At 53.0% G+C, this 22,266-nt stretch carries 18 protein-coding genes; 10 read left to right on the top strand and 8 right to left on the bottom strand.

What is annotated here, in order from left to right:
• The first annotated feature begins 2 nt into the window (after window positions 1-2).
• Genes GP475_RS01405 through GP475_RS01395 form a run of 3 tightly spaced genes read left to right on the top strand, consistent with a single transcriptional unit; the run spans window position 3 to window position 1,095 of the window.
• Complete coding sequence (locus tag GP475_RS01405; protein WP_187974890.1) at window positions 3-443, top strand: monovalent cation/H+ antiporter subunit E; 441 nt, start codon at window positions 3-5, stop codon at window positions 441-443.
• Window positions 443-715 carry a cation:proton antiporter gene (locus GP475_RS01400; protein ID WP_187974889.1) on the top strand — a complete coding sequence of 91 codons (273 nt, stop codon included), beginning with the start codon at window positions 443-445 and terminating at the stop codon, window positions 713-715. Before GP475_RS01405 ends, GP475_RS01400 begins: the two co-directional genes overlap by 1 nt.
• Window positions 716-717: 2 nt before the next feature.
• Entirely contained in the window at window positions 718-1,095 is a 378-nt protein-coding gene (locus GP475_RS01395; RefSeq protein ID WP_187974888.1) for a Na+/H+ antiporter subunit G, read from the top strand.
• Between the two features lie 63 nt (window positions 1,096-1,158).
• Here GP475_RS01395 and GP475_RS01390 read toward each other — a convergent pair whose 3' ends face one another.
• Window positions 1,159-2,727, bottom strand: coding sequence for a catalase (locus GP475_RS01390; RefSeq protein WP_187974887.1), 1,569 nt, complete (start codon window positions 2,725-2,727; stop codon window positions 1,159-1,161).
• 180 nt (window positions 2,728-2,907) lie between these two features.
• Here GP475_RS01390 and GP475_RS01385 point away from each other — a divergent pair, with 180 nt between their 5' ends.
• Together GP475_RS01385 and GP475_RS01380 are read left to right on the top strand one after the other, a co-directional pair.
• Complete coding sequence (locus GP475_RS01385; RefSeq protein ID WP_187974886.1) at window positions 2,908-3,477, top strand: RNA polymerase sigma factor; 570 nt, start codon at window positions 2,908-2,910, stop codon at window positions 3,475-3,477.
• A 153-nt stretch (window positions 3,478-3,630) separates the two neighbouring features.
• Window positions 3,631-4,929, top strand: a complete 1,299-nt coding sequence (locus GP475_RS01380; RefSeq protein WP_187974885.1) for a YkvI family membrane protein — start codon at window positions 3,631-3,633, stop codon at window positions 4,927-4,929.
• A 33-nt stretch (window positions 4,930-4,962) separates the two neighbouring features.
• Here the strand turns inward: GP475_RS01380 and GP475_RS01375 are convergent, their stop codons facing one another.
• Together GP475_RS01375 and GP475_RS01370 are read right to left on the bottom strand one after the other, a co-directional pair.
• Complete coding sequence (locus GP475_RS01375) at window positions 4,963-5,997, bottom strand: aspartate-semialdehyde dehydrogenase (RefSeq protein WP_187974884.1); 1,035 nt, start codon at window positions 5,995-5,997, stop codon at window positions 4,963-4,965.
• A 74-nt stretch (window positions 5,998-6,071) separates the two neighbouring features.
• On the bottom strand, window positions 6,072-7,337 hold the full coding sequence (locus tag GP475_RS01370) for an aspartate kinase (protein ID WP_187974883.1): 1,266 nt from the start codon (window positions 7,335-7,337) through the stop codon (window positions 6,072-6,074).
• 168 nt (window positions 7,338-7,505) lie between these two features.
• Between GP475_RS01370 and GP475_RS01365 the strand changes: the two genes are divergently transcribed.
• Window positions 7,506-8,348: a DMT family transporter gene (locus GP475_RS01365; RefSeq protein WP_187974882.1), complete on the top strand. Its 843-nt coding sequence runs from the start codon at window positions 7,506-7,508 to the stop codon at window positions 8,346-8,348.
• A gap of 200 nt (window positions 8,349-8,548) precedes the next feature.
• A complete protein-coding gene (gene leuA, locus GP475_RS01360) occupies window positions 8,549-10,366 on the top strand; it encodes a 2-isopropylmalate synthase (RefSeq protein WP_187974881.1) in 1,818 nt (605 codons plus the stop codon).
• Between the two features lie 59 nt (window positions 10,367-10,425).
• Here the strand turns inward: leuA and GP475_RS01355 are convergent, their stop codons facing one another.
• The 5 genes from GP475_RS01355 to GP475_RS01335 form a co-directional block, all read right to left on the bottom strand.
• On the bottom strand, window positions 10,426-11,646 hold the full coding sequence (locus GP475_RS01355) for an SMI1/KNR4 family protein (protein ID WP_187974880.1): 1,221 nt from the start codon (window positions 11,644-11,646) through the stop codon (window positions 10,426-10,428).
• Window positions 11,647-11,704: 58 nt separating this feature from the next.
• Complete coding sequence (locus tag GP475_RS01350) at window positions 11,705-12,901, bottom strand: SMI1/KNR4 family protein (RefSeq protein WP_187974879.1); 1,197 nt, start codon at window positions 12,899-12,901, stop codon at window positions 11,705-11,707.
• An 80-nt stretch (window positions 12,902-12,981) separates the two neighbouring features.
• Window positions 12,982-16,863: an HNH endonuclease gene (locus GP475_RS01345; protein WP_187974878.1), complete on the bottom strand. Its 3,882-nt coding sequence runs from the start codon at window positions 16,861-16,863 to the stop codon at window positions 12,982-12,984.
• A 12-nt stretch (window positions 16,864-16,875) separates the two neighbouring features.
• On the bottom strand, window positions 16,876-17,736 hold the full coding sequence (locus GP475_RS01340) for a hypothetical protein (protein WP_187974877.1): 861 nt from the start codon (window positions 17,734-17,736) through the stop codon (window positions 16,876-16,878).
• Window positions 17,736-19,055: an LGFP repeat-containing protein gene (locus tag GP475_RS01335; protein ID WP_187974876.1), complete on the bottom strand. Its 1,320-nt coding sequence runs from the start codon at window positions 19,053-19,055 to the stop codon at window positions 17,736-17,738. Before GP475_RS01335 ends, GP475_RS01340 begins: the two co-directional genes overlap by 1 nt.
• Before the next feature lie 118 nt (window positions 19,056-19,173).
• Here GP475_RS01335 and GP475_RS01330 point away from each other — a divergent pair, with 118 nt between their 5' ends.
• The 3 genes from GP475_RS01330 to GP475_RS01320 are packed head-to-tail and all read left to right on the top strand — an operon-like array spanning window position 19,174 to window position 22,265.
• Entirely contained in the window at window positions 19,174-20,202 is a 1,029-nt protein-coding gene (locus GP475_RS01330; protein WP_187974875.1) for a DNA polymerase III subunit epsilon, read from the top strand.
• Between the two features lie 10 nt (window positions 20,203-20,212).
• A complete protein-coding gene (locus GP475_RS01325) occupies window positions 20,213-21,520 on the top strand; it encodes a Mur ligase family protein (protein ID WP_187974874.1) in 1,308 nt (435 codons plus the stop codon).
• The gene (locus GP475_RS01320) at window positions 21,513-22,265 is read left to right on the top strand and encodes a type 1 glutamine amidotransferase (protein ID WP_187974873.1); all 753 of its coding nucleotides are present in this window, start codon (window positions 21,513-21,515) and stop codon (window positions 22,263-22,265) included. Before GP475_RS01325 ends, GP475_RS01320 begins: the two co-directional genes overlap by 8 nt.
• Window position 22,266 lies beyond the last annotated feature (1 nt).

Genomic DNA, 22,266 nt, shown 5'->3' with positions numbered 1-22,266 from the left:
CCATGCACGTACTTTTCTATATCCCCTGGCTAATCAAGGAAATCGTGGTTTCTGGCATCCAGCTTATTGTGCGCGGTTTAACTCCAGGAAACCCTATTCAACCGGTGATTGTGGTGTATCCGCTCCGGGTTACTACGTCGTGGGAGATTTTCTGGTTTACCTCTTCTATCACCATGACTCCCTCCACGCTGTCCCTCGGCTTGCGAGAGCCTGAATCCCCCGGTGGGCCGCACCAGTTATTAGTTCACGCAGTGCTGGGAGAAGACCCCACTGACGTGGTGGCTGGATTGGCTGATATGGAAGCCCGGATGGCCCCTCATGTCCGTTCCATTGACCATGGAGCCCCCGGCCAGGGTCCGGGTGAACGGGTCCTTGACCAACGTTTCTGGGCCCATCCTCCCTATGCCACGTTACCGAGACCAACCGAGGCTGAGGAGAAATAATGACTTTATTAGAAACTATCCTCACCTGCTGTGGGATCATTATTGCCACGACCTTAGTGATTTCCTTAATTCTTGTTCTGCGGACCCAGGATTGGATGTCTCGGGCTGTCTTGTCAGACATGATCTTCTACGGCATGTTGTGTCTGTATTTCCTGTGGACTTTAGACAATGACACCTCTGTGTCCTATGAAATTGCCATGCTCGGCGCGGTTTCCGCTGGGGTGCTTCCTACATTGTCTATGGCCCGTATTATTTCCCAGGGGAGGCGTTAAAGTTGGCTGGTTATGAGGTTCTTATTGCCGCGCTAGCGATTATCGCCACTCTGTTGGTGGTCACTACCTGCGCCTTATTGTGGCGGGCTCCAGATGCCTTGACCAGGGTTAATGTTTTAGGTCCGACGACGTCTCTGGCAATTCCTGCCTTGTTGATCGCTAAATTGATCCGCGATTTTAATCTCCACGGCTTTGATGCCAGTCATCTGATTCGTGCCCTCATTGCCGTGGCGGGGGTGTGGGTGATCTGCGCGGTAGGAAGTTTCTATATCGCCCGCTCTATTCATGGTGTCACTATTGTGGATCCGGGGTCGGACCCCATGTCTCTCCAGGAAAAGGAATTAGAGGGAGAAGACGAATCCCCCGAACACCACGCCTAGGGTTTCAGGCTTCGGTTCGGGGGAATAGGGGAAAGGGTGCCCGGGTTGCCGGGCGGAGTCACCTTAGCTTTGCTGTTTCTTCTCCGCAAAAAGCTCGCGTACTCGCTTGCCAAGGTTTTCATCGACCTGGTCCCAGTAGTGGTAGCACTGCTGTTCTACTCGTTCGCTGACTCCCTGCATGGCACCAGTGATGTTATCTGCCAGGCGTTCTTTGGCAGCGTCATCCATGACTTCTCGGTAGAGGATTCCCGGTTGAATGAAGTCATCATCCTCGGGGTGCTGCACATAAGCGGCACGAGTCAGGTCATTGCCATGAGCATCCACCGCAATATAGAGGTCCTCAGCTACCCCATAGGTCTTCCCTGATGATGAGGTTTCTCCATCATCAAGGTAACCGGCTACTCGCTCGGTCCGGTTGGGGCTATAAACCGGCTGGTCCCCATCATGGAAGAGGTAGTTCATGGGACCTTCATGGCTGTAGGTGTTACGAGCCACCAGGGGCTGATTAACCGGCAATTGGTGGTAGTTAGGCCCAATGCGGTAACGGTGGGCGTCAGCGTAGGCAAAGACGCGGGCTTGAAGCATCCGGTCCGGTGATAGCCCCACCCCGGGAACAATGTTGCTGGGGTCGAGGGCCAGTTGCTCAATTTGAGCAAAGAAGTTCCGCGGGTTGCGGTTGAGCACAAAGTATCCGACATCATGCAGCGGGTAGTCCTTCTGGGACCACGTCTTCGTGAGGTCAAAGGGGTTGAAACGGTAGCTTTCCGCCTCCTCCACCGGCATTATCTGCACCTTGACATCCCAGACGGGGTAGTCGCCTCGCTCAATAGCCTCATAGAGATCTTGGCGGTGGTAGTCAGTGTTCTTACCCACCATCTCCTCGGCCTCAGCATCGGTGAAGCACTCCCACCCCTGACGGGTCTTGAAGTGGTATTTCACCCACACCGGGGTTCCTTCGGCGTTGATCCACTGGAAGGTGTGGGAGCCAAAGCCATCTTGGTGACGGCTGGTCTTCGGGGTACCTCGGTCTCCCATCAAATACGTCACCTGATGAGCAGATTCCGGCGTGCGGGTCCAGAAATCCCACTGCATATCCGCATCACGGAGGTGCGAACCCTGGGTGCGTTTCTGTGAGTGAATGAAGTCCGGGAATTTAATCCCGTCACGAAGGAAGAACGTTGGGGTGTTATTCCCCACAATGTCGTAGTTTCCTTCGGTGGTATAGAAACGCAACGCAAAGCCGTGGACGTCGCGCCAGGTATCCGGAGAACCTTGCTCACCAGCGACGGTCGAGAACCGAGCCACCATCGGAGTCACGGTCCCTTTCTGGAAGAGCGCGGCTTTGGTGTACTGGGACACGTCATGAGTGATATGCAACTCACCAAAAGCGCCGTGGCCCTTGGCGTGAGGGTTACGCTCCGGAACCCGCTCCCGGTTAAAGTGCGCCAATTTTTCAATGAGATGAATATCATTGAGCACATTGGGGCCTTGCGGGCCAGCGGTAATAGAAATGTTCTCGCTCGCCACCGGGGCTCCGGCCAAGCGACGAGTAGGAGTGCTCTGACTGGGAGAGAGTCCTTTTTCCAGAATCTCATCTGCAGCAGAGGATTGCTGATTGGGCTGATCAGCCATGAGAAACCTCTTTCTCTATCAAATCTTTTACAGGTTGTGCTTATCTTTCGAGTTCCATTGATAGCCTACCCCGCCCACCCCGGCGGCGCAAGGTAAAACTTTTTAATCTTCTCCTTTTAATAGGTTATCCTTGGTTCAGTGTGCTCACCCCGAACAACGAGACTGGTATTGTCTTAGCTTGTGAACTCCTCCGCGCGCGATGATGATGAGCAGGTCACGCGCCTTGCTTTAGCTGCCGGGCGCGGGGACCGCGAAGCTCTAGCACAGTTCATCCGCGCTACCCAAGATGACGTATGGCGCCTCCTCGCGCACTTAGGCGGCCGAGAGTGTGCAGATGACCTCACCCAAGAGACGTATCTTCGGGTCTTAAGCGCCCTCCCTCGGTTCGCTGCCCGAAGTTCCGCCCGCACCTGGCTCCTCTCTCTTGCCCGTCGGGTGTGGGTAGACAATATTCGCCATGACATGGCCCGCCCGCGTAAATCCGCCACCGATTATGAAGATATCGCCTCCGCCACGCCGGATGAAGGAACGGACTCCGCCACCTGGTCCGCTTGGATTGATGCCCGCACCGTGATCAATCAGCTACCCGCTGAGCGTCGAGAAGCTTTGATCCTGACCCAAGTGCTCGGATACACCTATGAAGAAGCCGCTCGTATCGCCGGGGTGCGGGTAGGAACAATTCGTTCCCGGGTTGCCCGCGCCCGCAAGGATCTCGTGGAAGCTACTCAGATAGAAGACCTCCCCCACTAAAATCACAAAATTGTTATCGCACTGTTATTTCCAAAGCCAGCGACTATTTTCTTTGTTCACTGACAAGGAAAAAGTCCCCGCCTCATCTCCTTTTTATTTCCGCCTTTCATGGTTTTTCGGTTGAATATCCCTCTGAAAGGGGCGTTATCACCAATGTTTAAAAGAACAATCGCTATTGCCTTAGCATTTATTGGCGTCGTGGTTGGAGCTGGTTTTGCCAGTGGCCAAGAAATGCTCCAGTTCTTTATCTCCTTCGGGAAATGGGGAATCGCGGGAGCTATTCTGTCTTCTCTTCTCATGCTCATCCCGGCAGCCGCAGTCCTCCAACTGGGGTCTTATTTTCAAGCCCGAGATCACACTACCGTCTTTGCTAGAATCTGCCGCCCCAAGGCCCTAGGTTGGGTTCTTGACCTGGCAACTCTCGCGACTCTTTTCTGCCTCGGTTTCATCATGTTCGCTGGCGCCGGAGCAAACCTCAACCAACAATTCGGCCTCCCCACCTGGGTTGGCGCTATTTTATTGGTGGCCATGACCCTGGTCTGCGGTTTTCTCGATGTTGACAAAGTAGCCACCATCATCGCCGCCATCAGCCCATTTATCATTATTTTCATCTGTATCGCGGCGGTCTACGCTATGTTCACTACCCCCTGGGATATTGAGCATTATGACCACGTTGCCGTTGAAACGGTTTCCTCCACCCTCCCCCATTGGACCATTTCGGCGCTAAATTATGTTGGCTTTAACTTCATTGTCGGTGTGTCCATGGCCATCGTCATTGGCGGCGCTAATCTTGATACCCGCGCAGCCGGTTTCGGCGGCCTGCTCGGCGGTCTTCTTTTCGCTCTCCTCCTCACCTTGACCTGTATCGCGTTATTCCTCAAGGTAGACAAGGTCGGGCAAGACAACGTCCCCATGCTCACCATCGTCACAGAGATCCACCCGTGGCTAGGTCTAGCCATGTCAGTAGTGATCTACTTGATGATCTTTAATACCTGCATCTCTATGTTCTACGCTCTGGCTAAACGCCTCACCACTCGTTTCCCAGAGAAATTCCACCACGCCTATGTCCTCACCGTCGCCGTCGGTTTCTGCCTATCGTTCTTCGGCTTCAAGGACCTCGTCGCCTATGTCTTCCCCACTCTCGGCTACTTCGGCATTCTTCTCATGGGGGTCATGAGCTGGGCGTGGCTGCGCGGACGCACCCGCATAACCGAAGAGTCTGCTCGCCGCGAACGTCTCCGAGATTTGGTCCGACGCAAACTTGACCCTCGGCATTCCTTTTCACGCCATAACGCCGCCGAGATCCGCCGCATCGGGGATGAATCCAATATTGACGTCAAACAGCTTCATGATTCCATGGCAGCGGAAATTGAAGCGGAGCTGATTGAGGATAAGAACATTGACTACGAGCCTCAATACATTGACAAGGAAACTGGCATAGCCCACCCCTAAGCGGCAGGAGTGGGCTATGTTGAGGTTGAATCTTTAATTCACTAACAGCTCCGCTATCTGGACGGTGTTCAGCGCCGCCCCTTTGCGCAGGTTATCCCCGGACACCACCAAAACTAGACCTTTATTATCCGCCACCGTGGAATCTTGACGGATCCGGCCCACCAGTGATTCATCAATCCCGGTAGCCGCCAACGAAGTAGGAACATCCACCACCTTCACGCCTGGTGCGTCGGACAACAATTCCTGTGCCCGCTCCGGGCTAATCGGCCGTTCAAACTCCGCATGAATAGTCAAGGTGTGGCCGGTAAACACCGGGATCCGCACGCACGTTCCAGATACTCTCAGCTCCGGGATACCGAGGATCTTCCGGGATTCATTCCGCAACTTCTGTTCTTCATCCGTTTCCCCACTACCATCATCAACGTAGTTCCCGGCCATGGGCAAGGCATTATAGGCAATGGGTGCCACATAGGGTCCGTATTCTTCTGGCTGGTGAGCAGAGGTGTCGGTGGTGAGCTCAACATTTCGGTCCCCTACCGCCTGGATTTGTTTAGCGAGGGCTTCCACCCCCGCCATCCCAGATCCTGAAACTGCCTGATAAGAGGACACGTGCAGGCTTACTAAGCCGGCTTCATCATGAAGCACCTTCAGCACCGGCATCGCAGCCATGGTGGTGCAGTTCGGGTTAGCAATAATCCCTTTAGCTAAGTTCTTGCTCTGCTCCGGGTTCACCTCGGACACAATGAGCGGAACGTCATCATCTTTACGCCAAGCAGAGGAGTTGTCTACCACTGTGGCTCCGGCTGCGGCAAATACCGGCGCCCATTGCTTCGACGTTGAACCCCCAGCAGAGAAGAGAGCAATGTCAACATCAGAGACGTTTTCTTCGGTGACCTCAGCGAGGTCTTCCACGGTAATTTCTTCACCCCGGAAGTTCAGGGTGCTTCCTGCGGACCGCGAAGAAGCGAAGAACCGAATTTTGTCGCACGGAAAATCTCGTTCCTCGAGGATGTTACGCATAACTCGGCCTACCTGGCCGGTAGCTCCAACGACTGCGAGGGTGGTCATAATGTCAGGTATCCTTCCACAAAGGGTGCAGAGGTCTGCTGATAGGGGCGGGGTCGGGGCGTATTTTCTTCAGTCTAACGGCCAGTCCCAGCGTAGACAATGGCTTCCTCATCCCCACCGAGTTGGAATTTCTCATGAAGTGCGCGGGCGGCAGTATCTAGCGAATCTTCCCGAATAAGCACCGAGATACGGATTTCTGAGGTAGATATCAACTCAATGTTGACCCCGGCATCACGCAGAGCTTCGGTGAAATCTGCCGTCACCCCAGGGTGGGATTTCATTCCTGCCCCCACGAGGGAAACCTTTCCTACCTGGTCATCATAAAGCACGTTGGACCAATGACCTTCGGCTTGAAGTTTCTTGAGTAATTCCATTGCCCGCGGCCCGTCGGCACGGGGGCAGGTAAACGTGATGTCTGTCGTATTATCTTCCAGCGAAGAGACATTTTGCAGCACCATGTCAATATTGATCTCCGCGTCGGCTAGGGCGCGGAATACCTTAGCTGCCTCACCTGGGGTATCAGGAATCCCTAAAACGGTGATTTTGGCTTCGGATTTATCGGTTGCCACTCCGGTCAGTACTGCTTCTTCCACAGGAATATCCTCCATTGATCCGGCAACGAGTGTTCCGGGGTCGTTACTATAAGATGATCGGACGCGCAGCGGCACATCAAAGGCTCGTGCGTACTCAACGCTGCGAAGTACCAGAATTTTAGATCCGACGGCAGCTAGTTCCAGCATTTCCTCAAAACTAAGTTTTTCCAGCTTCTTGGCATTAGACACTATCCGCGGATCAGCGGTGTACACACCATCAACATCAGAATAAATCTCACAGACGTCTGCTTTCAGCGCTGCGGCAAGTGCGACGGCGGTGGTATCTGATCCTCCCCGCCCTAAGGTTGTGACATCGCGCGATTCCTTATTTACTCCTTGGAACCCGGCAACGATGCAGATCTTTCCTTGATCTAGGGCCTCTTGCACTCTTCCTGGGGTGACATCAACAATGCGAGCATTGCCGTGACGTTCAGTGGTGAGCACCCCGGCCTGGGATCCGGTAAATGATTGTGCCTGCGCTCCCAGTGATTCAATAGCCATGGCCACCAGTGCGTTAGAGATCCGCTCTCCTGCGGTCAAGAGCATATCAAGTTCTCGAGCAGGGGGCACAGGGTTGACTTGAGCCGCTAAATCTAAGAGGTCATCGGTGGTATCTCCCATCGCGGAGCACACCACCACAACATCATTCCCCTGCTTCTTGGTGGCTACAATCCGTTCAGCTACATTCCGGATCCGTTCGGCACTCTCCAAAGAGGAGCCACCATATTTTTGTACGACCAGAGCCACCTGAGGCCGCCTTTCCTTTCGGGTATGTCCTTACGAGTCTCATATTTTAGCGCGCCCCACCGTGTCTCTAATAATGGGATAGCGTTCCTTATAGTGAGATTTTCGCCATGCTTTCTTCCGCCCCCATCTCACCCCAACCCTACCTCTGCCCTCCACTACACTAAACCTGTGACAAATAATTTTTTAGCGATATTTTTTGCCCTCGCCTCGGCTTTAACTATCGCTTGGGGGACCGCAGTACGCCACCGTATTGCTGAGGCCGGCCCTTCAGAAGACTCAGCACTTCTTAGCGCCGTCCAGCAACCCCTCTGGTGGGCCGGTCTATCCACCTCTCTCATCGCCTACGGACTTCAAATTCTAGCCCTCGGTTTCGGCCCACTGCTTATAGTTCAACCCATCTTGGTGATGTCTTTAATGTTCACCCTCCCCATCTCCGCGCTCTATGATGGGCGACGCATCCCAGTCGACGAAATCTTCTGGTCCGGGGTACTAAGTATTGCGGTGGCAGTGGTGGTGTTACTCGGCCGTCCGGTGGGGGGTCGTCAATCTATCGGCATCCATCACTGGATTCCAGCGTTGCTGGTAGGTGCTATCGCCATAGCCACCATTTACCGCCTTGCCGGACGCCTTATTCGGCGCGAAAAAGCTCTTCTTCTTGGGCTAGTGACTGGCGCAATCTTTGGCTATGTTGCCGTGTTTTCTAAAGCGGTGGCTGATGCTATTGGGCGCGGCGGTTTCATTTATCTGCTTACTCAGTGGGAGCTTTATGCTCTGATTGCCTCGGCTCTTCTTGGGACGGCAATTCAACAGATTGCTTTTGATGCTGGAGCGCTCAAGAATTCTCTGCCGGCTATGAAAATCGGTGAACCTATTGTGGCTTTCGTCCTCGGATTCAGCGTCCTCGGGGAAAGTTTCCAAGTGTCTGGCCAGGACTATTGGTGGCTCAGCTTTGCGTTTCTTATCATCATCGTCTCCACTGTGACACTCTCCCGAAAAGGCTTGGGAAACTGATCCCTAAGTTGACCCCTGTGTCGACAACTCCGGTGGCGTAGGTTACAGTATTCACCGTGACTTATCGCGCGCTTCTTCTCCTTCTTAGCCGCGGCGGGTTTCAGGCTTAACTACACGGCCGGCACCCCGTCGCGGAGTTGAGTGTCGCCGGCCGTACCCCACTAGCCTTAAGCTAACCCGGAAGGAAAATCCTTAACATCATGGCTCCTAATGATTCTTTTATCTCCGCTCCTGCTGATATGCACACCCCGGATGGCCCCATCCCGGAGAGACAACCCTCCTGGAATAAGCAGCGTAATTCTCACATGCCAGTGAGCCGGTACCTGCCTTTTTCTGAGGAAGTTGAGGACATTACTCTGCCGGATCGGACCTGGCCGGACCGGAAAATCACCACTGCCCCTCAGTGGTGCGCGGTTGATCTTCGGGATGGCAACCAAGCACTGATTGATCCGATGAGCCCCGAGCGTAAACGTCGGATGTTTGAGCTTCTAGTCACCATGGGGTTCAAGGAAATTGAGGTAGGTTTTCCTTCTGCTTCACAAACAGATTTTGACTTCGTTCGGGAGATCATAGAGAAGGACATGATTCCTGATGATGTCACTATTCAGGTTCTGGTTCAGGCTCGGGAGCATCTCATTCGGCGCACTTTTGAGGCGTGTGAGGGAGCTAAGAACGTAATCGTTCACTTCTATAACTCTACTTCTGTGTTGCAGCGCGCCGTAGTGTTCCGTAAAGATAAAGAAGCTATTAAAAAGTTAGCTACGGATGCCGCCACTCTCATTAAAGACATTGCTCAGGATTATCCGGATACTCATTGGCGCTGGGAGTATTCGCCGGAGTCTTTTACCGGTACTGAGCTGGAGTACGCCAAGGAAGTCTGTGATGCTGTGACGGCAGTCATGGAACCTACTCCGGATAATCCCATGATCATTAATCTTCCTTCCACGGTAGAAATGATTACCCCGAATGTTTATGCAGATAGCATCGAGTGGATGCACCGGCACTTGAATAACCGAGAATCCATTATTTTATCGCTGCATCCTCACAATGACCGCGGAACTGGTGTTGCAGCAGCGGAGTTGGGTTATTTAGCGGGGGCAGATCGCATTGAGGGGTGTCTCTTTGGCAACGGTGAGCGCACCGGAAATGTGTGCCTAGTAACCCTAGGTTTAAACATGCTGACGCAGGGTGTAGACCCACAGTTGGATTTCTCAGACATTCAACGGGTTCGACGCACAGTCGAATACTGCAATCAGCTCCGCGTCCCTGAACGCCACCCCTACGGCGGAGACCTAGTATTTACTGCTTTTTCTGGTTCTCACCAAGACGCTGTTAACAAAGGGCTGGATGCGATGGCTCAAAAAGTGCATCCCGGAGCAACCAACACTGATGTCTCGTGGGAGGAATTACGCGACTCAACGTGGGAAGTACCCTATCTACCTATTGACCCCAAGGATGTTGGGCGTGACTATGAAGCTGTAATCCGCGTTAATAGCCAATCCGGTAAAGGCGGGGTGGCTTATATCATGAAGACAGATCACGGCCTCAATCTTCCCCGCGCTATGCAAGTGTCTTTCTCCTCCGTAATTCAGCAAGTCACTGACGCCGAAGGCGGAGAAGTAAATTCCAAGAATATGTGGGATATTTTCGCCACCGAGTACTTAGATCTAGACTCTCCTGCGGAGCTGCGCTCTATCCGAGTAGATAACGCTCACACTGAAGATGAAGACGCTGAGGTGAGGGCTGAAATGATTCTTGATGGTGAGGAAATCACCATCAAAGGTACTGGGAACGGCCCGGTTGCGGCTTATGCTAATGCGCTAGAAACCCAAGGAATTAATGTTGAAGTAATAGATTACTCACAGCACGCACGCTCCGCTGGTGATGACGCTGAGGCTGCCGCCTATGTTTTAGCTGAAGTCAATGGCAAGCAAGTCTGGGGAGTGGGTATTGCTAGCTCTATTACTTACGCCTCTCTCAAAGCTGTTACGTCTGCAGTTAATAGGGCTTTGAGCTAGCGATCTCATAAAAAAGAGAAAGAGAAGAGGGGTTCTATCCTCTCTTCTCTTTCTCTTTTTTAATACTCAGGATCATCACGTGGGTCTGGTCTGCCAGGAATAGGCAACGCTACCGGCACCCTCGCAGCCTCATCAGGATCCACATAAATCAAACGATCTTCCACATCCTCATCATAAGGATCTATATCCTCCAAAGGACACGAAGACAACATCTTCATAAACTCATCAAAATCCTTCGCTACCTGGGTAACAGGATGATCACCCTCATTATCCAAATACACCACCGCACCCACCGGCACCCCAGGACGCTCAACATTAATCCCTAAACACTCATGAAACCCTTCCTCACCACCAGCAAACACCACAACACCATGACGCCCCACCCACTCACTCGCTACCTTCGCATTATCAATAAAACGATCACACTCAAAAATCTCAACAGACATCCCATTCAACGGATGCCACGGACCCGAAACCCACTCACGATCCTCCCCCAACTCCTTACCCGAACGCCAAAACTTCTTTAACCCCTTCGGCAACTCATGCCCACACCACTGCTCATTCTTCTCAATACACTCGTTCACCAACTGTTTCTTACTCTTCCGTGGTGCCTCAATCTTTGACGCATCAATCCCTACCGCCTCAACTCTACGACCCTGACGAACCTCACCCAACAACCAATCCAAATCCACCCCGTCCCACGGAAAACCAACCTCCCGCAGGGTTTCAATCAATTTCCGCACATACCCATCATCAGGCAGATACACCCCATCCACACAACGAATAACACCCCGCTTAATACCATCACTCCAAAGGGTACGCCAGAGATGCGGAAGTTCGGGCCCATAGTCATGCCCCTCTATCGGTCTAAAGGAATCCCGGGTTCCGGCTACAAAATAACTTTTTTCCGCAGCAGTAGTATCAAGCGAATCATAAACTTCATCAAAAGAAGAATAGGTTTTAAAAGGTTTAATCAACCACAAACACAAAGCAACAAAGTCGTCCTCATTATAAGGACCAAAATGATCCTCCTTCAAATATGGAGTTGAGTTTTGAATCGTCAGCGAATACCCAACTCGGTAGATACGCTCAATATCTGGGAATTCTTTCTCCCAGTAATCAAGCACCTCCATCATCTTAGGATCAATCGGTCCTTGTTGAACCCCTTTAAGGTTCCACACCCAGGGCTCACCAATCAAGATAACCCCACGCTTCCATGTTGCCATCTTCCTTAGTTCTTCATCATTAAACACCTTGTCATCACTCAAAGAGTTCTTCATTAAACCCACCTTCTGTAAAAAACGCCGCCAAGGAATTCTAGAAATAAACATCGTTATATCACCATTCAGGATCATCACGTGGGTCTGGTCTGCCAGGAATAGGCAACGCTACCGGCACCCTCGCAGCCTCATCAGGATCCACATAAATCAAACGATCTTCCACATCCTCATCATAAGGATCTATATCCTCCAAAGGACACGAAGACAACATCTTCATAAACTCATCAAAATCCTTCGCTACCTGGGTAACAGGATGATCACCCTCATTATCCAAATACACCACCGCACCCACCGGCACCCCAGGACGCTCAACATTAATCCCTAAACACTCATGAAACCCTTCCTCACCACCAGCAAACACCACAACACCATGACGCCCCACCCACTCACTCGCTACCTTCGCATTATCAATAAAACGATCACACTCAAAAATCTCAACAGACATCCCATTCAACGGATGCCACGGACCCGAAACCCACTCACGATCCTCCCCCAACTCCTTACCCGAACGCCAAAACTTCTTTAACCCCTTCGGCAACTCATGCCCACACCACTGCTCATTCTTCTCAATACACTCGTTCACCAACTGTTTCTTACTCTTCCGTGGTGCCTCAATCTTTGACGCATCAATCCCTACCGCCTCAACTCTACGACCCTGACGAACCTCACCCAACAACCAATCCAAATCCACCCCGTCCCACGGAAAACCAACCTCCCGCAGGGTTTCAATCAATTTCCGCACATACCCATCATCAGGCAGATACACCCCATCCACACAACGAATAACACCCCGATCAACACCCTTCTCCCACCATCGCTCAGCTACAGGCCAAGTAACAATGTACCGGGCATGTTCCTGCGGGGGCCGACAACAGGACCCAGTTATCTTGGTAAATAGAGTTTTACTTGGGTAAAGGCCTGGTTTTTCAAAAAATTCTTCAAAACTAGTATAGGTTCTAAACGGGTGGAGAAACCATAAACACCATGCTATAAAATCTAACTCCTCATAGTCTCCAAAGTGGTCATACCCAGGAATTAATCTTTCGTTTGCAAAGGGCAGACAATTCACTATCCGGAAGATACGCTCTATATCCGGAAATTCTTCCTCCCAATAATCAAGACACTCCTGAACCTCAGGACAAATCGGACCTTGCTCGATCCCTTTAAGCATCCAGATAAAAGGCTCTTTCTCTTCAATCACCCTATTTTTCCAATAAGCAACATCATCCAATAGTGGGTCATTGTAATCATTCATTTCTTTTCCTCGACTTTAATTTTTTAATCACTAACGAATTTCTTCATCGTGTCCATTACTATCACTTAAGAGCAAACCCTTTAGGGATTCCAGCTCCTACATGCCACTAATGTTGTTGGTCGCGGAAGTTGACGCACCGCATCCCCTAAGAATGTCCCGGCTGGATTTATAGGGCAGTCAAACTGATGCTTTTTCTGCACTTCTTTCGGCAGCCGTCTATACTTTCCTCCCCATAAATAAAAACCTCCGGTGTGCCGAAATGCATCATGAGGCTCCTTATGTACAAGAACCAATACTCCTTCTTCTTCTGTATGGTGCCACACCAAGTTATGTTTTTTCCTGAAAGCTCTATCAATTCCAGCCAGTTCATCGGCTCGTTTATTATCAGTAAACCGAGTTTTTGATGGCTCAATCCTCACAATATTTTTCGCTTCAACACCATGTTTCTCAGGACGAAATATCATGTCTTTCACATCAGGAAAGCCGAACTTGGAATAAAATGTTTTCACTTCTCTTAGTTTCCCTACATGTGGCGGCTCCCAATTAGGCACTACTTTAACTAAATGCCTTCCAGCATATTTTCCGTTAATAACGGCATGCCCTTTTCTAGTCCGCACCACCGTTGCAGGAATGCAGTCAGCTGCTAGCTGTATATTAAAAGAACTATTCCAGGCGGGAGGACCGCTTCTGTCCTCAACTAGGGACGCACCGGGCTTCGCTACTACCTCAAATTTTAAGACTGATTCTTCTTTTGAGCCTTGGGCTATTGGCACACTACATGCAGGCGAATGTTTTGCATGTTTAGCCGCTGCTCGGGCTATCCTTGATTCTTTCCATTTGCTAGCTATTCTTCCGGCAGCTGAAGTTAACCGGCTCACTGCTCTGGCTATTTTTGAAGACTTCATCAAGAGATTTCCGATTTTGCCGACAGGAATTAATCCCACCACGCTCATGAGGCACGCCCCAACATCTCCGCCCACACATCGCCGTAAATCGTTGATACCAACGAGTTCTAAGATCAGATCAAGCGCTTCCGGCCCTATTTCATTTCTCACCACCTCCAGCACTGAGGCTTCTGCGGTAGAGTCTCCTTCTTCTGCTGCCGCTAAGGCAGCTTGCTGTCTTTCCTCCAACTCAAGGTTCTGCGCAAATATATACGCTTCTTGCGCCACTTCTCCTGCCACCGCTGCATCATTTTCAGCTTGAAGAGCATAACCGCGCGCTTCCTGAGCACTAGCAGCCGCCTGACTTGCAGCTTGCTCCGCCACGGCCTTCTGCGCAACCGCCTGATCCGCATTACTTGCAGCCTGCCTAGCGTCCGCCTCCGCCTGTGCAGCTGCGTCATGCGCTCGTTTCTGATGTCCCCTAGCTACGTCATACGCTTGACTCGCGGTAGTCACATGTTCCTGGGCGCGTTCATACGCCTGCCGCGCTACGCCTGCATACTCTTCAGCCTTGTGGGCATAGTTTCTGGCTTGCTCAGCGGATCCTCGCGCATGTTGATAGGCTTCTTGCGCGCGTGAGGCATCCTCATGGGCTTTGGCAGCCTGGGCCTCCATCCTGTCCAAATTAGCTTGCATCCGGGCCACGTGTGAACTATGCACATCATCTAGCCGCTGCGCTTCGTGGCGTCCCACATAGTAGAAGCGGTTAAGAGCATTACTATCGCCTCGGATAGCGGCTTCGGCATACACCTTCACCAACGGGGTTCCGGTGTCCAGCACCTCATAGGCATTTTTTAGTTGATCCTTCCTTAATGCCTCTTCAAATCCACCTCCGTTAATAAACCCATCTAATTCTTCAAAGCTGCCTTTAACTAGTGCTTGGTCAGCGGCAACTCGGACTTCTTCGCCTCCTCGATCACGAAGTTCAAATGCTTCCTGCCTTAGCCTGGGAATCTGAAGTCCCGGAACTTCTACATCAAGGAATTCTTCAATAGTTTCAAGGTCCTCATACCACATCCCCTCAGCTTTTAATCTGATGTCTTCTTCAGGTGCGGACTCCATCAGGGATGCTAATTCCCCAACCCGCTGTTGATAGTAGACATCACTGAGGTCTTCATCGATGAACTTCTGGATGTCTTCACTACCGCCGCTCAGCGCCACACCCGCAGCCTCTTTCATAGTTGGTTTCCCAAACTCAGCGGCATTCACCATAATCTCTACGGCCTGAGCATCATCTGCTTTTAATTCCCCTGTACGAAGCCGCTTAATATCCTGCTCTACTTCATCCAGTTTTCTTTTCTTCTCGTCCTCAATGCCTTTCTTTTGTTCTTCCTGCTGCCGTGCAGCTTCACTTCTTGCTAGCTGCACGTCACGTTCCGCCTCAACCAGCCCGTTATAGGCTGCCTCCGCGGTATCTCTAGTTGTTTGCCCTAGCTGAACTAACTCATCTAAGCGTTCAGCTGCCTTGTCAGCCTGCGCAGCATAATCACCGGCAACTGTGGCAAACCATTCCGCATTGCCTGCCTGACGCGCTGCTTCCTCCGCTGCCTCTGCCGCTCTTTCCGCATGAATCCCAGCTTCTTCGGCGGCTTTCTTGGTTTCTTCTACTAACCCCGCAATCTGAGACACCAGGTGATCAATCTCATTAGCCGCTGACCGGGCCCTCCCCGCTGCAGCTTGAGCCTGTGCGGCACCGGCCTGTGCTTCCGCCGCCGCTTGGCCCGCTTCTCCCGCAGCTGAGGCTGCCTGGGAGGCAGCTCCTGCTGCTTGGTCAGCATTAGCCGCCGCTGATCCCGCTGACTGTCCTGCACTCCTCGCAGCATTTAATGCCTGGTTAGCTAGATCCATGTTATAGGCTGCACCTTTTACCGCGTCCTGGGCTGAGCGAGCAGCCTCAGCCGCTTGCCTTGCCTGAGCAGCAAAGGATGCATCTCGCCCGGCTGCCGAAGCATAATATGCGGCACTTGATGCTGCCTGTTGCGCGCGAGTTGCTGCAGCTTGAGCCCTCATCAACGCACTAACAGTCATCTGCAAGGCAGATCTAGCTTCCCTAGCAGCAGCCACCGCCTGATCAGCTAAGAATCCAGTACGTCGAGCTAACCGTCCAGCTTGTTCGGCCGCTTCAGCTCCCCGCCGCTCGGCTTCTTGAGCCCGGAGAGCCTCATCGCGCGCCCGCTCAGTGGCAATTCGAGCTGCCTCTACGGCTCGGGCTGCGCGTTCCGCCTGTTGTTGCGCCATGCTAGCGCCTTCCCAAGCCAATTCAGATTGCACATTAGCTTCTTCCACCAGCTGGCCCATCGTCAAGCTTTCTTCGGCATGAAGCAGCGCTGCGGGGTAACCAAACCGTAGAAAATCCTCAATTGCCTCTTGCGAACCTTGTTGCACAGCTACCGTCGCTGCACTCTGCACCTCAGGAGGACCATCTTGAATGAGTTTCCATACTCGAATCCGCTGATCATGAGCTTTCGCCTCATATAGGCCTTGAGCTGCGAATTCCTGCACCGCCTCCGAAGAGCCGTTCCTTAACGCCTCCTCTGCGCGCTGCTTTTCAACGCTCCCCTCTGGCGCCTGTGTAGCTAACCACGCAGTTTTTCGGTCATCCTTGGCCTGGAATTCCTGCCACCCTCCCTCCAAGAATTGAACCATCGAATTCACATCACCTTGACTAATGAGCCGGGCGATCTCCTGGTTTGTTTCTTCCCCAACTACCTGCCCCAACAGGGTCAACAATTCACGCAGATCTTCAGCCAAGACGTCATCTTTCGTCCCCTCTTCAGCAAAGCGCTTAACTGCCTCCTCACCCCCAAGCAAGGTTTCTCTAGCCACCGCCGCTGACACCGGAAGCCCTGATTGCAATAACGCAACCAAAGCCTCGCGCCTCTCCTGCGCCTGAAGCTCACTAAGTTGATGATTTTCTTCGTCCGCCCGGGCTACCAGCGCGGCATAGGAATCGCTAAAAATAACTGCGAGCACGGTCACCACGGCGACGGCGGTTACCCTTATTTTTCTTCTCAACATCCCCATTCCGCCCTACGCCATAACCCACGCTAAAGCATCATCAACAAACCACTCTGACCCACCATCTTGCACCCCTACCAACCCTGGTGAGCCGTTTTTATCTACCCCCAAAGCCATAGTTGGATGAGCCTGATTGATCAGACGAATAGAACTGGGTGTTTCACCGCTGACCACACACCACGTACCGTTTCCGCCTTGAGAGTCCCCGACCTTTGCTACTACTTCAGCACCTTCTACTCGCAGACTAATCTGAGGGTCTTCAGGCTTTGTGAGCATAAAACACCCCGATACGTCACGGGCCCTAGTAACTAACCAGGTTGCCTGCACTCTAGTTGTAAATGAGCTATCCCGGTTTACCTGCCCTACAGACACCCCAGACCACGTGGACATCAATACTTTTTGGGTGGCCGTATTCCGCAAACTTACTTGCCGGCCTTCCGCAAAGGTACTTGTCGATGGCCCCGTAGGGCCCCCTAGTGGTCCACTAGCTAACTCCACCACCACGGACGTTTGGCCTGACACCAGCACCGGGGCTACCCCTCCAGGAGGAACGACAACTTGCCAATACACCTGACCGGTGGGGTGTTTAACCGCCACTCGGACTGGCTGAGACAAGGTATTTGTGACCCCATAGGAACCGGTGGCTTCTAAGCTCACCCACCCAGATACTCTGACCAGCTCAAAACACCAGGCCATGCCGGGAGCATCTTTGGCGTCAATACGCACCTGGGCGTGGCTGTTATCACAGGAGGCCGAAACTAAACCGCCATCACCATGCTCTACTGCTAATGGTGCTGCTGCGGCTTGGCGCGCCAACAATAAGGTTGCCGCAGCAATAATGAAGGGAATGAAGACCTTCCGGAATCTTGTCATTAGCCCCACACCTCCCCGAGTGCGTAGCGATTTGTACTGTGCGGAACGGTAGTTGCTATGCGTTCTGCCGCTGGACCAAACACCTCATCAGCAACAGCCTCACTAGATAGTGGTCCGGAGATAGCAGCACTTTGCCCTCCGGAAAATGCACTAATGTCCATGACCACCCAGGGCCTAGCTTGCGCGCTAAATTCCGAGGAATGACTGCCTGCTAAAAGCCGTTTGTCCGTCTGCCCCGGCTTCAGTTCCCGGAACCGAACAACCACGTTCCGGCCTGCCCCTTCAGGGTGCTCTTGGCCGGTAACAAACCAGACCCCGTCATCGGACACACCTCGCACCTCAAGGGGATAAACTCTTCCGCCGCTGGACGGGAAAGAACACACCATTCCTTTTTCTATTCGCTTGGGACAACCCGCATATTCTTTGAAGTAGATATCCCAGTGACCAGTCACTTCACGGTGGGTTGCTGCTCCTGACCATTCGGGCGCGGTATCGGCTGCAAAAAGAGGGAAGACTTTACGCCAATCACTCAGCCCACCGCCGGGGTAATCTCCCGTTTCCGGTAAACGCACGTAACTAGCGCGGAAAACGCCTATTTCCCCACCTTGAAATTGCTGGACTGCTCCCCCGGAAACTGTCTGCGGTACGGCGATGGGATACCCCAGCGTGCCGCGTTCCCATTGATTATTGTGCCAGATATTACGGATTCCACCGGGAACCTCCACCGCTCCGTACTCCGGGTGCCAGTAGATACTTCCGTGCTGGAAATGGTTGAAGCGGGCACGAAGATCCGGGGTGAAAACTTCATCGGTGGTTGGGAACCCCAGGGGACTTTGTTCCCATCCCAGATCAGCCCAGCGCTGCCTTATTGCACCCCACACCACATGGGCGTCTGTGGTAGAGGTCCAGTAAATGCTGCCGCCTTCGAAGTGATTAAACCGCCCTAGCCCGCCGGGGGTAGGTAGCTCATCAGTCACGGGAAAACCTAAGTCACCACGCTCCCAGGATTTATCAGCCCATTTTTCGCGGATCTTGCCGCCCACTTGCCGGGCAACCCCATCAGATACCTGCGGGTGCCAAAAAATGGAGGAATCTCGTTGAAAATGCTGATACCGTCCGTCTCGGGCAGCTATGGACTCATCAATAAGTGCGTCTCCAAAGTGACCCCAGCCACCTAACCGTTCATAGGTCTCGGCAATTCGCCCATAGATCCATCGACCGTGGAAGACGTCGGCTCGCGCTAAAGATACAGATCCGAAGCTAAGAAAAACAGTAAGACTAGCTAGGACTATCCTTAGTGCTTGGAATGATTTTCCCATAAACACTATTTACATTAATACTTTTTATCACGCAAGTGTTTTCTCGGGTTCTCTTCAGTAAATTCCTCAAGCACACCTCCCAACCACCCCTCTAGCTCCGTGTTTTAACATAAACACCATGCCCGTACTTGACCCTGCCGCCGAGGTGGTTGCCCTTAATCTGCAAACCACCGGGATTCACCCTTGCTCTTCACGGGTAGTAGGCCTGGACGCACTCATTTTCCGTCCGGATTCCTCCGAAAAATACCACCTAGTCCAGGAGTATCATCAGGTCGTTAACCCCGCCCAGGGCGATGATCCAGGACCCACCCATCTCCACGGACTCACCCCCTCAGATGTTGCCCAAGCACCAGGGTTTTCACGCGTACTTCGCGACATTGACCAGATCCTTGACGGTCGAGTCATCATTTGCCATGACAGCGCCAGTACCTGGGGTTTTATCTGCACAGAGGCACGTCGGGCAATGTCTGCTGCTGCCCGCGCCAACCGCAGCCGTCGGCGTCACCGAAACCGCCATCGCAGGAAAGTGGGGCACATTCCTCGCATCCAAGGACTCGTGGATTTAGGGGAAAACGCCCACCGCCAAGGCATCCACCTTGCTGATGCACGTCTGCGCGCCTTAGCCGCAGAGTTGGGGATACAGACCGGCCCGGTTTCTGCCACAGCGGAACGCTCCACGCAGTCTCCGATCGACACCGCCCGAGACCTCACCACCTTGACGTGGCAAGTTTTTGAGGCACTCTCCATGAATCGCCCCCTTAGGGTGACCCCCCCAGAGGATCTGTGTGCCGATCAATTCGGATTGCAACGCAGCATCATGAGAGTAGAAGCAGCCAACGCTGAAACATCTGTCGACAACCCTGGCTCCTACCAGCCTGGCGGGGAATTAGCGCCCGGTATGGAAGTGGTGATCGCTCCGGAAATTGAGCTTAATCCAGATGAACTGATCTCAGAACTCCTCAACAAAGGCTTAACCTATTCCGAAAAGCTGACCCGGAGCACCTCTTTAGTGGTGTGTAATAAAACACGCGATTTACGCGGCAAAGCCATGCACGCCCAGCGTAAAGACATTCCCCTCATGGGAGACACCGCTTTTCTTGCCGCTCTTCACCGGATGCCCCCACCGGAATCACACTCAGCCAGCTAATCTAGTGGGCATGAATTTTAAGCCTCCACGCCTCCCGCTCCCGCCGGCACTGCAACGCCTACGGACTTCCGTTGCCCGTGGGGCCGCCCAGCTAGCTACCACCACTTCCCGCGCCACCGGACGGGGTGCCGGTGGGATGATCGGTGGTCTGGTGGCACGCGCTATTGACCCGCAAATCTTGGGATCACTGGGCCGCGGACGCCCAGCCATCCTCGTCACCGGAACCAACGGTAAATCAACAACCACCCGAATGCTCACCGCCGCTGCCCGCACCGCGTTTAGCGTGGCCAGCAACGAAGGCGGGGATAACATGGATGCCGGCATTGTCTCCGCGTTACTAGCCGGGGAATCCGCAAGCCATATTGTTATTGAATGCGATGAACTCCACGTCCCTCACGTCGCTGAACTCCTCAAACCCCAGGCTTTAGTTCTTCTGAATCTCAGCCGGGATCAGCTAGACCGGGTAGGCGAAATCAATAAGGTGGAGCAAGCCCTCCGGACATGCGTGGAAAACAACCCAGACATGCTAGTGGTTGCTAATTGTGATGACGTCTTAATGACCTCCGTCGCCTATGATGCCCGCCACGTGGTGTGGGTCTCTGCCGGAGGCGGCTGGACTGGTGATAGTGTCTCCTGCCCCCGCACCGAGGGGCACATCATTCACCGAGGACACGACTGGTGGGCGGTCAATCCGCTCCCGGATGGTAGAGAATTCCGACGCCCCCAACCAACCTGGTGGGTAGATGACAACACATTGACCACACCCTATGGTGATTTTCCGCTGGAGCTTCGCATCCCCGGGCGCGCCAATCAAGGCAACGCCGCACAAGCGGTAGCAGCCGCAGTTGAAAGTCTCAGGATTGATCCCCAGGAAGCCGTGACTGCGGTATCTAGCGTGGATAATGTTGCTGGGCGGTACTCCACAATCCGACTTGGCGAACGAGATGTCCATTTACTGCTGGCGAAAAATCCCGCAGGCTGGCAAGAAGCACTATCCATGGTTGATAGAAGCGCCGATGGTCTAGTTATTGCGGTTAATGGACAAGTTGCGGACGGTGAAGATCTGTCCTGGCTCTGGGACGTCCGCTTTGAGGACTTCGGAAACCTGGCCGTCAAAGCCGCCGGAGAACGAGGCACCGATCTTGCCGTGCGCTTAGTCTACGCAGGTATTTCCCACGAGCTTATTAAAGATCCCCTCGCCGCTATTCGCGCCTGCCCCCCGGGACAAGTTGAAGTGTTAGCCAACTACACCGCGTTTAGAGATCTTAAGAAAGCCCTCGACAAAGCCGCCCAGCACAAGGAGAACCCTCATGCCTAAACTCAGTATTGGTCTCATTCTCCCCGATGTCCTAGGAACCTATGGTGATGACGGCAACGCCCTGGTGCTTCGCCAACGCGCCCAAATGCGTGGAATACAAGCCCATATTCACCCTATTCACCTAGGCGAACCCATCCCCGATGACCTTGACTTGTACACCTTGGGTGGTGGTGAAGACACCGCCCAAATCCTGGCTGCAAAACATTTATTGTCCGACGGAGGCCTCACCCGCGCCGCTTCAGCTGGTCGGCCCATCTTTGCTATTTGTGCTGGCTTCCAGGTGCTGGGTCAATCTTTCCGTGCCGGTGGCAGGATCGTGGACGGGGTGGGGCTCATTGATGCCACCACCGTCACCTTGGATAAAAGAGCCATTGGCGAAGTTGCATCCCGGCCTACGGGCGTCGGACTTACTGAGGAATTAACTGACACCCTCACCGGGTTTGAAAACCACATGGGCGCTACTCTTCTCAGCGGGGAGGCACGGCCACTCGGGACACTGATCCGTGGGGTTGGTAATACTGATGAGCACGGGGCCTCAGAAATAGCTGGTGACACTCAACAACGCTACGCCGAAGGGGTAGTTCAAGGTAGCGTCATTGCCACCTATATGCATGGTCCGGCGCTGGCCCGTAACCCGCAATTAGCGGACCTCCTGCTAGCTAAAGCACTCGGGATGAAACTAGCTGAGTTAGAGCCGCTGGAAATTCCCGCCATTGAGCAGCTACGGAAAGAACGATTGGGATAAC

Origin of the sequence: Corynebacterium poyangense, assembly GCF_014522205.1 — a bacterium.
GTDB lineage: Bacteria > Actinomycetota > Actinomycetes > Mycobacteriales > Mycobacteriaceae > Corynebacterium > Corynebacterium poyangense.
The sequence above is the reverse complement of the archived record's forward strand: the minus strand, read 5'-3'. Positions and strand labels throughout refer to the sequence as shown.

What these genes read in the sequence shown, in the direction of transcription:
- GP475_RS01320 (WP_187974873.1), top strand. Translation starts at nt 21,513, where the DNA reads ATGCCTAAACTCAGTATTGGTCTCATTCTCCCCGATGTCCTAGGAACC.
- GP475_RS01335 (WP_187974876.1), bottom strand. Translation starts at nt 19,055, where the DNA reads ATGGGAAAATCATTCCAAGCACTAAGGATAGTCCTAGCTAGTCTTACT.
- GP475_RS01355 (WP_187974880.1), bottom strand. Translation starts at nt 11,646, where the DNA reads ATGAAGAACTCTTTGAGTGATGACAAGGTGTTTAATGATGAAGAACTA.
- GP475_RS01405 (WP_187974890.1), top strand. Translation starts at nt 3, where the DNA reads ATGCACGTACTTTTCTATATCCCCTGGCTAATCAAGGAAATCGTGGTT.
- leuA (WP_187974881.1), top strand. Translation starts at nt 8,549, where the DNA reads ATGGCTCCTAATGATTCTTTTATCTCCGCTCCTGCTGATATGCACACC.
- GP475_RS01340 (WP_187974877.1), bottom strand. Translation starts at nt 17,736, where the DNA reads ATGACAAGATTCCGGAAGGTCTTCATTCCCTTCATTATTGCTGCGGCA.
- GP475_RS01345 (WP_187974878.1), bottom strand. Translation starts at nt 16,863, where the DNA reads ATGTTGAGAAGAAAAATAAGGGTAACCGCCGTCGCCGTGGTGACCGTG.
- GP475_RS01330 (WP_187974875.1), top strand. Translation starts at nt 19,174, where the DNA reads ATGCCCGTACTTGACCCTGCCGCCGAGGTGGTTGCCCTTAATCTGCAA.
- GP475_RS01375 (WP_187974884.1), bottom strand. Translation starts at nt 5,997, where the DNA reads ATGACCACCCTCGCAGTCGTTGGAGCTACCGGCCAGGTAGGCCGAGTT.
- GP475_RS01400 (WP_187974889.1), top strand. Translation starts at nt 443, where the DNA reads ATGACTTTATTAGAAACTATCCTCACCTGCTGTGGGATCATTATTGCC.
- GP475_RS01325 (WP_187974874.1), top strand. Translation starts at nt 20,213, where the DNA reads ATGAATTTTAAGCCTCCACGCCTCCCGCTCCCGCCGGCACTGCAACGC.
- GP475_RS01380 (WP_187974885.1), top strand. Translation starts at nt 3,631, where the DNA reads ATGTTTAAAAGAACAATCGCTATTGCCTTAGCATTTATTGGCGTCGTG.
- GP475_RS01350 (WP_187974879.1), bottom strand. Translation starts at nt 12,901, where the DNA reads ATGAATGATTACAATGACCCACTATTGGATGATGTTGCTTATTGGAAA.
- GP475_RS01390 (WP_187974887.1), bottom strand. Translation starts at nt 2,727, where the DNA reads ATGGCTGATCAGCCCAATCAGCAATCCTCTGCTGCAGATGAGATTCTG.